The organism is Paenibacillus glacialis (assembly GCF_001637205.1).
Lineage (GTDB): Bacteria > Bacillota > Bacilli > Paenibacillales > Paenibacillaceae > Paenibacillus_AQ > Paenibacillus_AQ glacialis.
Genome location: NZ_LVJH01000074.1, coordinates 17,889 through 32,352 on the forward strand (window position 1 = coordinate 17,889; position 14,464 = coordinate 32,352).

At 41.0% G+C, this 14,464-nt stretch carries 12 protein-coding genes and 2 tRNA genes; 3 read left to right on the forward strand and 11 right to left on the reverse strand.

The window, feature by feature from the left end; all coding sequences use genetic code 11:
- Nucleotides 1-6: 6 nt before the first annotated feature.
- The 5 genes from PGLA_RS25410 to PGLA_RS25430 all read right to left on the reverse strand — a co-directional run bounded on the left by PGLA_RS25410 (nucleotide 7) and on the right by PGLA_RS25430 (nucleotide 4,138).
- Complete coding sequence (locus PGLA_RS25410; protein WP_211269628.1) at nucleotides 7-765, reverse strand: ABC transporter ATP-binding protein; 759 nt, start codon at nucleotides 763-765, stop codon at nucleotides 7-9.
- Between the two features lie 96 nt (nucleotides 766-861).
- Complete coding sequence (locus PGLA_RS25415) at nucleotides 862-2,286, reverse strand: sensor histidine kinase (RefSeq protein ID WP_245700352.1); 1,425 nt, start codon at nucleotides 2,284-2,286, stop codon at nucleotides 862-864.
- Between the two features lie 27 nt (nucleotides 2,287-2,313).
- Nucleotides 2,314-3,027 (reverse strand): response regulator transcription factor, encoded by a 714-nt coding sequence (locus PGLA_RS25420; protein WP_068538009.1) that lies wholly within the window; start codon nucleotides 3,025-3,027, stop codon nucleotides 2,314-2,316.
- Between the two features lie 295 nt (nucleotides 3,028-3,322).
- Nucleotides 3,323-3,400, reverse strand: a tRNA-Leu gene (locus PGLA_RS25425).
- Nucleotides 3,401-3,607: 207 nt separating this feature from the next.
- On the reverse strand, nucleotides 3,608-4,138 hold the full coding sequence (locus tag PGLA_RS25430; RefSeq protein ID WP_068538010.1) for a hypothetical protein: 531 nt from the start codon (nucleotides 4,136-4,138) through the stop codon (nucleotides 3,608-3,610).
- 226 nt (nucleotides 4,139-4,364) lie between these two features.
- Between PGLA_RS25430 and PGLA_RS25435 the strand changes: the two genes are divergently transcribed.
- A tRNA-Leu gene (locus PGLA_RS25435) sits at nucleotides 4,365-4,448 on the forward strand.
- A gap of 199 nt (nucleotides 4,449-4,647) precedes the next feature.
- Here PGLA_RS25435 and PGLA_RS25440 read toward each other — a convergent pair.
- The 3 genes from PGLA_RS25440 to PGLA_RS25450 all read right to left on the reverse strand — a co-directional run bounded on the left by PGLA_RS25440 (nucleotide 4,648) and on the right by PGLA_RS25450 (nucleotide 6,075).
- Nucleotides 4,648-4,863: a hypothetical protein gene (locus PGLA_RS25440; protein ID WP_068538011.1), complete on the reverse strand. Its 216-nt coding sequence runs from the start codon at nucleotides 4,861-4,863 to the stop codon at nucleotides 4,648-4,650.
- Between the two features lie 213 nt (nucleotides 4,864-5,076).
- A complete protein-coding gene (locus tag PGLA_RS25445; RefSeq protein ID WP_068538012.1) occupies nucleotides 5,077-5,406 on the reverse strand; it encodes a hypothetical protein in 330 nt (109 codons plus the stop codon).
- Nucleotides 5,407-5,502: 96 nt separating this feature from the next.
- Nucleotides 5,503-6,075 carry a xanthine phosphoribosyltransferase gene (locus tag PGLA_RS25450; protein ID WP_068538180.1) on the reverse strand — a complete coding sequence of 191 codons (573 nt, stop codon included), beginning with the start codon at nucleotides 6,073-6,075 and terminating at the stop codon, nucleotides 5,503-5,505.
- 151 nt (nucleotides 6,076-6,226) lie between these two features.
- Here PGLA_RS25450 and PGLA_RS25455 point away from each other — a divergent pair, with 151 nt between their 5' ends.
- On the forward strand, nucleotides 6,227-7,255 hold the full coding sequence (locus PGLA_RS25455; protein WP_068538013.1) for a YkvI family membrane protein: 1,029 nt from the start codon (nucleotides 6,227-6,229) through the stop codon (nucleotides 7,253-7,255).
- On the opposite strand, the gene PGLA_RS25460 is transcribed toward PGLA_RS25455, so the two are convergent.
- From PGLA_RS25460 to PGLA_RS25470, 3 genes are read right to left on the reverse strand one after another with little or no spacing between them, the layout of a single operon-like run.
- Nucleotides 7,230-10,427, reverse strand: a complete 3,198-nt coding sequence (locus tag PGLA_RS25460; protein ID WP_068538014.1) for an AAA family ATPase — start codon at nucleotides 10,425-10,427, stop codon at nucleotides 7,230-7,232. The two genes, PGLA_RS25455 and PGLA_RS25460, sit on opposite strands and share 26 nt — an antisense overlap.
- Nucleotides 10,427-11,731, reverse strand: a complete 1,305-nt coding sequence (locus tag PGLA_RS25465) for a metallophosphoesterase family protein (RefSeq protein WP_068538015.1) — start codon at nucleotides 11,729-11,731, stop codon at nucleotides 10,427-10,429. The genes PGLA_RS25460 and PGLA_RS25465 overlap by 1 nt, the downstream gene beginning before the upstream one ends.
- On the reverse strand, nucleotides 11,731-12,870 hold the full coding sequence (locus PGLA_RS25470; protein ID WP_068538016.1) for a glycosyltransferase family 4 protein: 1,140 nt from the start codon (nucleotides 12,868-12,870) through the stop codon (nucleotides 11,731-11,733). Before PGLA_RS25470 ends, PGLA_RS25465 begins: the two co-directional genes overlap by 1 nt.
- A 154-nt stretch (nucleotides 12,871-13,024) precedes the next feature.
- On the opposite strand from PGLA_RS25470, the gene PGLA_RS25475 reads away from it, so the two are divergent.
- Complete coding sequence (locus tag PGLA_RS25475) at nucleotides 13,025-14,170, forward strand: diguanylate cyclase (protein WP_068538017.1); 1,146 nt, start codon at nucleotides 13,025-13,027, stop codon at nucleotides 14,168-14,170.
- Nucleotides 14,171-14,464 lie beyond the last annotated feature (294 nt).

Genomic DNA, 14,464 nt, shown 5'->3' on the forward strand with positions numbered 1-14,464 from the left:
AAGACCTTACCCCTTTCCTGAGACGCAAGAGAATATGATCGCTTCTCTGTCTTGGATATGGGTATTCTCAAACTTATCAAACTCCAGCACATCCGCTATTTTTCCATCTTTTATCAATATAAGCCGGTCGGCTCTGCAAGCCGCTTTAATATCATGGGTTACCATGACTACGGATTGCCCTTTTCGATTCATATCCGTAAGAATATCTAGGACAGCCACCCCTTGATCATAATTCAGGCTTCCTGTCGGCTCATCCGCAAATATAACATCTGGAGAATTGATTAATGCTCTAGCAATTGCCGCTCGTTGTTGCTGACCACCCGAGGTCTGAGATGGTAGGCGATGCTGCTGGCCCTCGATTTCCATAGCTTTCATTAGTGAGAGCGCTTTTCGCTTCACTTCCTTCTTAGAGTGCCCGGCTATATACCCAGGCAATGAGATATTCTCACGAAAGGTCAGGTCAGGTACCAGATTAATACTTTGATAAATATATCCAATTTTATTTGCCCTGAAATCAGCTAATTGCTTCTCTTTGTAGCTGTCGATACGCTCTTCTTTGAAGTACACCTCACCAACCGTTACGGAATCAAGTCCACTTAGAAGATACAACAGCGTAGACTTCCCTGAGCCTGAATTTCCCATAATAACCGTGAAATCACCTTCATAAACTTCTAAATCCAGATTTTTGATGGCATGGAATTGTTCGCTGCCTGTGGAATACGTCTTGCAAAGGTTCGTTGCTCTAATAATCGCTTTCGTTGCCAATGGTAAGCCCTCCTGAAATAATGTCATATTCTCATTCTAAAGGGCACTTATGTATAGAATCTTATCTAAATATTAATGAAATATTACAACCACAACCTAGCATAACGGAATCCAACAATGAAATACCGTTCCTTGACCATGCACACTTTTGAAAGAAATAGTCCCTTGATGAGCTTCAACAATATGTTTACAAATGGAGAGACCTAATCCTGTTCCTTCATTCCTAGAATTGGCATTCAACTTCCCTTTGAAATAACGGTCAAAGACAAAAGGCATATCCTGTAGAAGGATCCCTTTGCCTGTATCCGCTATCGTTATTTTCAGCTGACCCAGAGAAAGCTCTATATTCACAGTAATGGAATCTCCCGCAGATGTATGTTTCAAAGCATTAGCAATGAGATTAGATAAGACCTGTTCCAAACGGTTGGCATCCGCGCGAATGAGCACATTAGGGATGTCCGGCGGTGCTATGAAAATAACTCCTGTTGTGCGAACATAATGACCCATTGGTTGGATAATTCGAAGTAACATATCCCTACTGTATTGCTCGGTAAGCATCACTGAGATCTGCCCTAGTTCTTGTAATGCATGCAGCAATAGATCCTCCGTCAATCTCGTCATCGTATCCGCATTGTTATGCATGACCTCAACATATTCCATAACCGATGCCATATCTGGACAGACCCCCTCACGTATAGCTTCAATATAAGCCTTCAGCGTTGTCAGAGGCGTCTTGATTTCATGCGAAATATTAGTAATCAGTTCTTTTTGTGCTTTCTCTTGTTCATCTCTCCGAAGGTTAAGATGCATAATTTCCAGTCTCATTTGATCAAACACAGCATAGACCTCACCGATCTCGTCCATGATTTCGTATGTGGCTCGTTGCTCATAGTTTCCTTTCAGAATAGCTTCTGAGTAATCTTTTAAGTGATGAATGGGTTGGATGATATCTCTTTTGACTTTGTTCTTAAGAAGAAACATCAACAGGCTTAGGAGAAGTAGCAACGAAGTGATCATAGTAAATAGGAATAGAGGTGTAGCGTAGGATTTCTCAGGAATGACCCTACTTGCAGACATAGCAAATATAGCATTTCCAACTTGAACTTGTGTTGCCTCGTCCACCACCGGAAAAGCGATGCTATAGGTATCCTTCTCTACTCTTGCATGATATAAATCATAGTGAAGCGACGTCTTTAAATCGATGTGTTGAATGGTTGGGTTGGGTGAGGAATTAAACATAACACTGCCATCTAGTAGGGCAAATATTACGCTTACTTGGTGATCTTGAGACATCGCTTGGAGCGTGTCTTGCAACTTGGAATCATCATAAATATTCTGATTATTTTGTTCTAGATATAGCATCATATCATTCACTTGAAGTCGTACCTGATTAATGACATATCGAGAATTATCCTGGGACTCACTTTTATAGTTATCCCAGAGCAACCCTGCCCCACAACCGATAATTAAGAGTAGACAAATAAGAACGACTTTAAACCATTTGCGAATCCAATCAGTCAAATACATATGTATCTCCAATCTTACGTGTCATTCAGCGAAGCTAAATTTGTATCCAATCCCCCATACGGTCTTAATGTACTCAGGGTTGGATGCATCAACTTCCAACTTCTCTCGTATTCTTCGAATATACACAGTTATCGTACTTTCATCTCCATACGCAGTGTAGCCCCATACAGCGTCTAATAGCTGACTTTTTGTGAATACTTGGTTTCTATGCTTGGATAGAAAAAATAGCAACTCTATTTCTTTCGCAGATAGTGAAATTTCGCTACCAGCCTTCGTTACTTTGTATCCCTTTTTATCAATGGTGATCTTTCCAAAATGTAGAATATCCTCATTCTCCGATTGCTTTGGAGGTGGAATTATCATGCTCTCAACTCTTCGTAAATTAGATTTAATTCTTGCCAGTAATTCACTTAATGAGAATGGCTTCGTCATATAATCATCCGCACCAAATCCAAGTCCAAGCACTTTATCGGTATCGCTACCTCGGGCACTAAGAATTAGAATAGGAACATTATTCTTCTCACGAATTTGACGACAGAGTTCGATGCCATCAATATCAGGAAGCATTATATCCAGAATAACGAACTCCGGATTTAAAATTCCAATCAACTGCAAGGCATCTTTACCATTGTTAGCAATGGTAGCCTCGTATCCGTTCTTGTTAATGTAGTCCTTAATAATTCGTGCAATATCTTGTTCATCTTCGATAATAAGGATTTTTCTTAGTCGGTTCATATCTATTCTCCTGGACTTATAGTAATAGTAGATTATGACTAATTCGATTCTTCTCCCTTAAACCCTTCAATAGATTTCACCAGTCAAACAACCTGATGATTATTAACTGCTTGATAAGTAAGAAGCAACAGCAGTATCGTAACAATTATTGTAAATCCTGCCCTTGCTTTGCACTACGGCCAACATCTATCCCGTCGCACAAGTGATGAGTAATACTCTAAACCTCTTGAACAAAAAAATAGGAACTGAAATTGGCTAATGAAGCCATTCAGACCCTACTGATTGTTAGGAAAAGTGCATCCAAGAGGACTCGAACCTCCTCCGTTGTTACACCACTAGAACCTGAATCTAGCGCGTCTAGCAATTCCGCCGCGACCGCTTACCCTCTCCGTTAACCCTTGGAAAAATGGAGAGCACAACGTGAGAGAACTTGAACCCACTATTTCAATAAAACCAATATCCTACATCCTACAAATCCGCATTGTCCCTGAGAATTCTATAGTAGTACTCCCCTTATTATGTACTAACTAACCAGCTAGATATGTAATACTCCTTAAACGTAATTTCCACCACTCACTTACTAGTTGGCTTCTTGCTGCTTCGAGTAATTTGTAACGACAAGACATGTACTAAATGCAATTATTGTAAGGAATATTCCGAAAACAAAGCCCATACCGCTCATAAAAGTGTCTTCACCTGAATAGGCAGGTTTAAGTGTTGCCCACAAATACACTACCACAAGCGTCAACAAAGCATAAAAACTACTCCCAACCAACCCCATCTTCATCCGATTACGTTTAGTACCTTGCCATGCATTATTAAGTATTAACCATGAATAGATACTTCCGATTACACCCAACAATATCACAATCAAAAGAACGAACGATTTTGAAAAATATATTGCTAAGTAAAGTCCAAATATCGTAAAAGTAAATAGAACCGCATTAACCAGAAACAAGAACACTCCGCCTGCCCAAGGATTTTGATACCACTTCGCATTTTGTAGTAGTTGAACTACTTTATTATCCTTAGAAATTATCTTTGAAATTGGTTTTTTATTAAATTTAAACACGATTGCACCCAGAATTGCGATTAACAAGATTATCGACATACTGTTCTGTTCTCTCCTCTCTAAACTTCATTTCTTTCTATCATCCTCTACCCTTCATTCATCCATATTAACTCATGAATAGAAATATGTGAATCTAGTACTCTCAACTGGTGAATTGTTAATATCCGTTTATACAAAAAAGGGAATTCTTACTCCTGAGAAATATTGACTGCACTTCCATACACATGTTATTATTTTCCTTACAAAGCATTGGTTTTCTAAATTTGCGGTCATGGCGGAATTGGCAGACGCGCTAGATTCAGGTTCTAGTGGTGTAACAACCGTGGAGGTTCGAGTCCTCTTGGCCGCATCATGCCGTGCAAGACAAAGAAGCCTTGAGTTATAAGGCTTCTTTTCTCTTGGTTCCATGTTGAATCCTTGAACATGATAAGAAAACTTGTCATTATACAATCAAAAAAGAACCGCCCAAATTCGGACGGCTCCTGTATCTATTTACTCAATCTCAAGATATTAAAATCCCAACTGATATCTAATAATATGCTCGTCCATTATTCGAATAGCTCAGGACGTGGCTCACTTGATAATTGATAGAAGTAATTTCGATCTAGCTTAACCACATTACGATTAGGGCGTCGAATCAGTACCTGTTCTGCATCCCATGCAACCACAATTCCTCTGATATCATTACTCGCAATGGAATCACGTACGACTCGAACCTTCTCTCCACCTACACGGAACGCATTCAATTGCTCATCACTAATCATTTCTTGCAGCACTCCCCTTGGCATGTGTCTCACAAGAAGAAACGGCTACCTCGTCCCTTAAGGGCGGGTATCCGTCTCTTCGGAAATATAAGAAGTAGAGTATCAAGTGAAACTAATACTTCCTTATATTTTAAAAAAAGGACCTAAACAGTTACATTTAGGCCATATCGTTAGATCTCTATAATGAAGAAAAAAGTAGATTATTATCCATGACTAACGTTGTGCGTGTTCTTTACTATCGTTCTTCTCGAACCAGAAATCTAACACTTTAGCTGACATCACTCGACTATTCAGATAAGCCACTTGTTTAGGGGTGAACAATTCCTTCCACGAGAAGGTGAGTTCCTCACATAAGCTCACAATGGTCAATAACTCCGACCAAGCGACATAACGTTTGTACCAAAAAAATTGAGGGTGTTCAAGCATATAGGGATATAGATCATCAAACTCTGTGTGCTTACAATCTAATGCACGTTCGAAATGATCCTTCGATGCGGCCAACTTATCAATAAAGAATTGTTCTGATACCGGTTCTTTCCCCATTGTGTTGCCTCCTCTCTCCTTCTTATACTTTATATTATAAATCATAAACAACATGCTGGAAAGTCATTGTCTGAAATTGGGCTAAGCATTGCCCAACTATTCACCAAAGGTTATGGTACCATTTGTAAGCGATTCAATCTTTACAAGTGATTCTAGAGTAATGCCTTGTTCACGTATTGTTCTTGCACCTGCTTGAAAGCATTTCTCGATCACGATTCCGAGTCCTACTAATTCAGCTCCAGAGCGTTCAATAATCTTGATCAACCCCCTAGCCGCATCTCCATTAGCAATAATATCATCGATAAATAGGACACGATCTTCACTTTTCAAATACTGACGTGATAACATGATGTCTGTCACAATTCCCTTTGTAAAAGAGGGAACGCGTTCACAGTATGCATCTTCTTCAGCAAGTAATGTTTTTTTGCGGCGTGCAAATACGAGAGGTACTCCCAGTTCATACGCAGTAGCAAAAGCGACGGCAATCCCTGAAGATTCTACCGTAAGCACTCGCGTTATACCGGATTCCTTAAATCTAGCTGCAAACTCACGTCCCATCTCCATCGTGAGTTGTGGATCCACCTGGTGATTCAATAACCCATCTAACTTCAACACCTGATCAGATAAGATAACGCCTTCTTCTATAATTCGTTGTTTTAGTAATTCCATCATATTATTTGCCCTCCTAAGCCAATCCTTTGACGTTAAAGTACCATATTTCAAGCACATACATCAAGTAATTTGGACATGTTACAGTCATGTCCTTCTCTTATCCAACATACCTTGTACTAATGCGAGTATACGTTCAAGGAGGAAAAGGATGAAAAACGCAGTCCGGATTATGCAAATTGCATTCACTTACATAGGTACTGTTGTTGGCGCAGGATTTGCCACTGGTCAGGAAATTCTCCAGTTCTTCACCCAATATGGCAAATGGGCTACGCTGACAATACTCCTATCTACCATCCTCTTTATTTGGTTAGGTACGAAAATGATGATTATCTCACGCAAAATTCGTGCCAAATCATATGAGGATCTTAACAAACATCTTTTTGGACCTAAATCAGGGGGCTACATCAGCATTATCATGCTATTCATCCTTATCGGAGTAAATAGCATCATGCTAGCGGGAGCCGGTTCTGTATTTGTCCAACACCTCAATTTACATTACCAGACAGGTCTCATCCTAACCGTTATTGCCTCGTACTTTCTACTCAATCGAGGAATGAATTCCATTATGTACATGAACAGTATTGTTGTGCCCATGATGTTGACTCTCTCACTTCTCATTATCTCCAATACATGGCAAATGCCTAATGCCGATCGATTTTTAACTTTAGCTACAGATCGTACTCTAACCATGGCATGGTTATCACCCATTCTATATACTGCGTTCAATCTCGTTATGGCTCAAGCTGTACTCGTCCCACTTGGTAGCCATACAGAGAGTATCTCAGCCATTAAATGGGGTGGCATACTAGGTGGACTCGGTGTCGGTTTTATGTTAATGGCCGCTCATTTCGCGATGGCAGCTCAAATGCCCGGAATCATGCAATATGAAATTCCAATGGGTAGCATCGCCTTTGAATTGGGCGTTATCGTACAAATGATCTACGTATTACTCATTTTCTTAGAGATATTTACGACATTTGTTGCAGACGTATACGGAGTCACCTTACAGCTACAACAACATTTACATGTTTCACCTAAATTGATCGCTATTGCCGTCATGATGTTATGTTTTCTATTCAGCCAATTTGGATTCAGTAATTTATTATCTATCCTATATCCACTGTTCGGTTTCCTTAGTTTATTATGGGTCGTCAAACTGATGGCTGTAAAGAGATAACATTTACGGTTGGATCAATGCTACGAATGTGCTTGACCACAAAGGGATGACAAGTCATCATAATAATCTGACGAGTTGAAGAGATCTCCTGAAGTAGAGATAATGCAGCAATCATTCTCTCCTCATCGAAATTGACGAAGATATCGTCAAAGAGCAACGGAACCGCTGTCTTAGTGTTCATCGTACTTGCAAGAGCAAATCGCATAGCTAGATACATTTGTTCAGCTGTGCCCCGACTTAATTTACCACTATCGATCAGACCTAAATTACGATGTTCAGCAAGAAGTTCCTTCGCACCTAATTTCATAACAATTCGGGTATAGGCCCCTTTTGTTAATCGTTCGAAATAAATAGAAGCCATCTTCAAAACTTCCGGTTGCTTCTCTTCTTCATAGATACGCCGAGTTCTGGAGATGAGTTCTGCACAAATAGACATCACAGCATAATTCGCAGTCAGTTCTTTCAGCACCGCTTTTTGCTCTTCCAGTTGCTGGAGTGCAGTATCATGAAGACATAATAACTCTAATTGATCTTTCTCCTGTAATAACCTTCCATGCTGTTGCTGTAATTCATTCCAACGAGCTTCAACCTCATTCATCTTCAACTCACAGTTATGACATGCAATTTCTAGTTCCGATTCATCCTGCGTATTCAACATATTCAGAATGTCTTCTTTACGTCGATCATCTGAGCCACTAAACATGATAATCCCTAACTGACGAATTTCAGCCGATAATTGTTCGCGACGATTGTATATTCCTCCGTATCGCAAGAAATCCTCACCACTATCCGCCTCTCCCTCCGTCATCAGTTCTTGCATGAGAATGGAGATTCGTTCTAACTCATCCGTAACAAGCTTTGCCTCTTCTTCGATTGAATCTATTCTAGAAAGCACTATATTTCGTTTACGGGCTGTTTCCTGATACTCGACCCATTCCTTCTTCTTCAGCTCGATCCACGCCACCGAAGATAAGTCCTTACGATCTGTTTCCTCCGACAATAGACTTAAACATTCTAATTCATAGTCATGACATTCCTGATACATCAGACGCTCTTTCCGACGCAGTTTATCAAGGTTGTCTATATTCTCTAAACCTTGCTCTGCAAGCCCAAACATATCGAGCACGGCTTCCGGTGAGAGATGTTCATGTAACTCACGTTCCAGTAACCAGCTCTCCCAACTTTTCTCAAGATCTTCAAAAGTACTTTCTTCCTTAGCCATACTCTCTCCAACTCGCATAAGTTCACGAGACAAGACATGTTCACGTTCTTGACAGGCTTTCTGTTCAGCATACAATTTATCCAATTTTTGCTGCCATAGTTGCCATACATCCATCATTTTACGCAACTCACGCACACTGGATTCCAACTCACCCGCATCTACAGGATTCTTCTTATACCCCTCATTTCCAGCTGCATCCAAAGGATCTGAAATGAGCAAAGACATAATCTTAGTGATACGTTCGAGCTCATTTCTTTCATCCGAAGCAAGATTTAATTCAGAGCGCTTAACATGCTGTCGTGGGAACTTCATAACCCCATTCCACAATAGAATGACATCTACCAGCAATAATAGAGAGCCAAGAGAAACTGCCGCCTTAACGGATCCCATACTCCACAATAATAGAATTGGAATGACAATCGTTAAGATTCCGCTTCCCCACAGAAGATTAAGGTATAACTTCTTCATCCGTCGTTGTACAGCTATTTCACTATCTACTTGTCCTTTAGCCGACAACCTTAGTATTCGATTCTCACGCCACCGTTCCACAGCTCCCTGAAGTTCATTCCAGAGCGTAGCCATTTCTTGTGGACTATGAGGGACCATCATAGCAAATCGGCTCCGTCCAATCTCTGTCTCTTCCTTAGTTGCCTGTTGAGCATTACGGTAATTGTCTTCTGCTATATCCATTTGTCTCCGTAGTTGATGTGTCTCTTGCGCGAGACTTTCTATTCTACGATCATAAGCCGCGAACCCCACGGCATATCGTCGGACCGATTCACGTTCACCCACTGAAGTAGAGAATTTCTGAAGTTCAGACCTTGTCCAACCCGGATTAATCTGACGCAAAATATGAGTTAACCGCGTATCCAATGCTTGCGCTTCAGCTTCAGCCTCTTGCCAATCTCTTTTTCTAACTTCATAAGATTCTCGACGATTGCTTAGACGCTCTATAACAGCACCTTGTTCCTCAAGTTGCTTATCATAAGGCAGGTTATCCAATTGTGTATGTAGTTCTTCTTTACTCCGGAACAGTTGAGTATGTCTTAGTGAGGCTGCATCCTCTTCTCCTTGAAGTGACTCCCATCTTCGCAATCCGTCCGCCGGAAATGTTGCGACTATCGGAAGAGCGGACTGTTCCAACATCGCCTCGCTCCACTTCAACCACATCGGTCTAATTTCCTTAGCCTTTCGTAGAAGTTGTAGCTGCGCCGATTGGATGTGACGCATATGCTCCTGTTGATGTAGTAACTCAACCGTTTGATTCAGAGTTAGAGCATTCACGTTATATTGTTGAAGGAATCCTCGACTTTCCGTTATTTCTCTGTCAAGTTGCTCCATTGATTGCAGCACTTTCGCTATTTCTTGAACACGACCTTTTGGCTTATAGAGTTTCTCCATATCCTGACCAAGCTTTCGCTCCGCCTGAATAATCTCGCCTCCTCCGCCAATTCCTGCATGGAATAAGTAGCTACTCATTTCATCGGATTGCAGTGTACGTATTTCCTGTAATTCACTTAGAGAAATCGCAAATAGCTGATTGAATATTTCCCGGGACATACCCCCTAGAAGCTCACGTTCCATATCCTGTTGAGTACAGTCACGGACTTGTCCATGTTCATCCATTTTGACAATCTTAAGTTTCTCCAATCGGTTTCCTGATCCGCTCCCTACTTCTCCAGATGTTGCATACCGTGAAATAGTCCATTTCGCCCCATCTTCATCAATCAACTTCAATATGCCACCATGAACTCCACCGGCGAGTGGCTCATATCTTTCCGTAGGATATGTACGACTAGGAATTCCAAAGAGCATCGCTCTAACAAATTGCATAAGCGTGCTTTTCCCCGCTTCGTTAGGTCCCATAAATACCGTAATTCCTGACTTTATCGTAATATCCTGTTCCTTCATGCGTCCAAATCCATGAATCTGAAGCCGTTCAATTCTCATCACTTTCTGCCCCCATCAGCAGCCCTTTCGAGCAGTAACACTGCGCCAAGCTCTCCAGCACGGTATAGCCACTCCTGTCTTTCTTGTTCGCTAGACTCGCTAATCATTCGTCTGATTTCTCTATTACTCATGAGTTGAGTCATTGCTGTCTCTATTAGTTCATTTCCGAACTCTCCGTCTTGCTCTGCTTGAGACTCAAGACGCATCATTTCACCTAAGAAACTGTCTTCACGCATCATGTCAGCCCGATCAATTTCAATCCCCGATTGAAGAGAAATACTTTCAGTCCACACCAATCCTCCGAAGTGCCCATTCTCTGCTCTCTCTATTTCTCTACGTCGTAGCTCCTGTTCTAGCTCGTCTGCTATATGTCCACCTTCTAGCGCACGATGTAACGAACTACGACCTGTGATAATCCATCGAACGATACTCATTTGGCCTGGGCGAAGTCGTCGAATTGTATCGACATGATCCTCAACTCGAATTATCCATTCATCCTCATTATGAATACCTTCAATCGATATCTCTTCACGAAACCAACGTACACTGTCCAATTCATGAAAGGTCATATGTAGCGAAGCATCTTCTAATACTTCCACGACATAACATCCCTTAGGCCCAGTCTCCTTCACACTTCTTCCTTGAATGTTACCTGCATAAACAATATGCGGATATTCCTGAATTACGCGACGTTGATGAATATGTCCTAACGCCCAATAATCATAACCCGATGCTTCTAACTCTTTGCGAGTGCAAGGAGAATAGGTCTCATGCGCGGGGTCTCCATCCACATTGGCATGATGAATCGCAATATGAAACAAGCTCGAATCTGGGTCTCTAAGAAACTTCATTGCCGTATTCTCCGTAACCTTGGACGTAGGATAAGAGATTCCACTTATGACGGCAACCTCTTGCTGATCCCCCCGACGTCTAGCGATATAGCTCTCAACCTCAGCTCCGAACACATGTACATGCTCTGCATTCTGTATTTGAAGCCGAGGACCATCTAAGGGATCATGATTTCCGTGGATAATATACACGTGAATTCCGTGAGTTCCTAATTCTTCGAATGCGGCTTGCAATGACAGATGAGCTCTCAACGAACTATCCGCTGCATCATATATATCGCCACTGATCAGAATAAAGTCCACTTGTTCAGCTACCGCAAGCGTCATCAAATGACGTAACGCCGAGAAGGTTGATTCTCTTAAATGCTGGCGTACAGATTCCGACAACCCTTTCATTCCAGCAAATTTGCTGTCTAGATGAAGATCAGCGGTATGAATGAAGCGAAAAGGAGTCATTATTCCTCACTCTTTCTTGAGTCGAATTGTAAATACATTTTTTTGAGTTCGTTGACCACATGAGTTAATGAATAATGGCTCTTTGCTTTCTCCCATGCAGACCGTGCTAATTCATATCGATAGGATGGATCACTAATGACTTTCTCAAGTGCTTCACTGAGTGCAACATAATCTTCTACAGGAACTAGTAATCCATTAACTCCGTCTTCTATTTGTTCAGAAATTCCCCCTACATCGCTTCCAACAAGCGCAAGGCAACTTAGAGCCGCTTCTGCAAATACCGATCCGAATGCCTCCGCTCTTGATGGCAATACGAATATATCAAAGAATGGAACGAATTCTTCCGGATGTAGTGTGTACCCATAAAATATCGTTTCATTATAAATACCTAATTCCTGAGCCAGCGCTTCCAATTCCTCACGGAATGGTCCATCACCGATAATATGCAGCACATAATCATGGCCTCGTTTTTTAAGTTCAGCACAGGCCTTAAATAGAATGTCTAATCCTTTAGCCGGAACTAGACGACAGACGCATACGAGCTGGGGCACCTCATTCTCATGAGGAACCGGCTTGAACCGCTTCTCATCAAATCCATTTGGAATGACGTTAATAAGTTCAGGGTGATCCACAAAAGATGAAATGTATCCCGCAAAAGACTGAGATACCGTTATTAATCGTTCACTTTTCAATTCTAATTCTCGATATAGGGACACTAGAAACTGATGCTCTAGTCCATTTTCTTCAATACGCTCATTGAGAACAAGCTCTCGCTCATAACTTGAGTGAATGGTTTGGATGAGTGGAACATTCGGGAACACATGCTTTAATGCAAGTCCAGCAATCGGATGATGCGCATGAATGAGATCATGTGGCTGTTGAATACGCATGCGAGTCCACCAGATATAATCTCGATAAGTCTGAATATATTTCTGTACAATATCACTCTGTGCATATTGAGTCCAGTCGAACGTATCAAAAACAATATCCTCCCGCCCTTTATTGCGAAGTCTTCTAGGAAGCCAGAACATTTCCATCTCCCAACGTGAAGAGCTGAAACGATCCTGCATATAAGGAATCATGGAAGAAACACCACCCGGCTGTTCAGGTGGAAAAAAAAGTGCTTGTAGTAATCTCATTGAGTTTCCCTCTTTCTATCATGCCTTAACTATTCATAATCTGAGGATATATGGTATATTTAGAACATATGTTTCAAATTTCAATACATAGAAAAAGTTGCATCATCTCTATACATATTAGCTGTACAAAACTCCACTTCAGGAACGAGGAATAATGATGTCATCTTCACCATGGTCCTCCCCTATCCTTCCAGGGATCGCCGCATCAATCGGTCTATACATAGTACTCATTATGACGGTAATGTGTCTCATTATGTATAGCAAACAACGCAAGAAAGCGTACCTTTATATGGTGCTTGCCTTTCTCTTTATTATGACATATGAAGGGATGAACATCCATTTTTACCTTTCACACGAAAAACCCGAATATTCCATTTGGCCTGCAAGAATGCAAGTCTTCTCCTTTCTCATTTTAAATGTCTCCGTCTATCTTCTGTATAGAAAAATGAACAAGAAGACCAATGTCATTCTTGGATTGATGTTGTTACTATTTCTTCTTCCTATCTTTTCTCCAGGCCTATCACTATTTCATATAAACTCAGGGCAGATGCTCTATCTCAGTCTTTATCAAGGGCTAATTGCTATCTTAGGTTTCTGCATGATATCTCCACGTATTGGTCAACGATATAAATATAATTTGGGCATTCTAATTATTCTAATCTGGGCTGTGATGAACCTTATTTATCGATATACCGACGATTGTGGTACCACTTTCAATTCCGTGCGATTATTTCTTCCACTGATGTATTACACCGTTATCTTTTTTATATTGTTTGAACGAATTGTAGAGCAATTACAATCCATCTATCGTTCTTCTATTACCGATGGTTTAACCAACCTTTATAACCGTAGATTTTTCATGAAGAATGTAAACCGGTATGTGGATCAAGGTCTAAAGATCTCTGTTATCTTTTGTGATATCGATAATTTCAAGAAGTTGAATGACACGCAGGGGCATGGCAAGGCTGACCAAGTGCTTCAACAGGTATCTGCCATTCTAGAAGAAGAAGTATCTGGCGTTGGCCTGACTGGTCGATATGGAGGAGAAGAACTCGTAGCGGCAATCGTAGACAAACGAGCTAAAGTTAATCAGATAGCTGAGAATGTGCGCTCACGTGTAGAACACGAGACCATCGTAACGATAAGCATTGGATATAGTAGTCTCAGAAAGAATGTAACGGCTGATGAATTGGTATCACAGGCAGATCAAGCCATGTATCGCTCCAAGACAACGGGTAAGAATAAGGTCAGTCCTTTTTATACATCTTCTTCTAAAGAACCCAAACAAGCCTCTTCTTGATTTTAAAAATGGATAATACTTGAGGGAGACAACAAAGAGGTATAAACCGCTGGTCTATCATGATTCATCTGACCGAGAACATTTCTAACAAGAAAGACAAAAAAACCTCCAGTAAGAAGAAAGTCGTTTGTTATTTCGACCTAATTTTCTAGGTATACGATTTGCGTGATTTCAGAACTTTTATTTCTGCTCGATAGCAAGAGAGCATTAGGATTTGTGGAATGCACCTTACTGTTGCTACGCAAACATTTTGGGAGTGGCCTAGATAGGGGCAGATACAACAGGAACATGGTT

Excerpts from the sequence above, each read along its gene's own strand:
- PGLA_RS25460 (WP_068538014.1), bottom strand. The coding sequence starts at position 10,427 with ATGAGAATTGAACGGCTTCAGATTCATGGATTTGGACGCATGAAGGAA.
- PGLA_RS25430 (WP_068538010.1), bottom strand. The coding sequence starts at position 4,138 with ATGTCGATAATCTTGTTAATCGCAATTCTGGGTGCAATCGTGTTTAAA.
- PGLA_RS25470 (WP_068538016.1), bottom strand. The coding sequence starts at position 12,870 with ATGAGATTACTACAAGCACTTTTTTTTCCACCTGAACAGCCGGGTGGT.
- PGLA_RS25475 (WP_068538017.1), top strand. The coding sequence starts at position 13,025 with ATGATGTCATCTTCACCATGGTCCTCCCCTATCCTTCCAGGGATCGCC.
- PGLA_RS25455 (WP_068538013.1), top strand. The coding sequence starts at position 6,227 with ATGAAAAACGCAGTCCGGATTATGCAAATTGCATTCACTTACATAGGT.
- PGLA_RS25445 (WP_068538012.1), bottom strand. The coding sequence starts at position 5,406 with ATGGGGAAAGAACCGGTATCAGAACAATTCTTTATTGATAAGTTGGCC.
- PGLA_RS25465 (WP_068538015.1), bottom strand. The coding sequence starts at position 11,731 with ATGACTCCTTTTCGCTTCATTCATACCGCTGATCTTCATCTAGACAGC.
- PGLA_RS25440 (WP_068538011.1), bottom strand. The coding sequence starts at position 4,863 with ATGATTAGTGATGAGCAATTGAATGCGTTCCGTGTAGGTGGAGAGAAG.
- PGLA_RS25450 (WP_068538180.1), bottom strand. The coding sequence starts at position 6,075 with ATGGAATTACTAAAACAACGAATTATAGAAGAAGGCGTTATCTTATCT.
- PGLA_RS25420 (WP_068538009.1), bottom strand. The coding sequence starts at position 3,027 with ATGAACCGACTAAGAAAAATCCTTATTATCGAAGATGAACAAGATATT.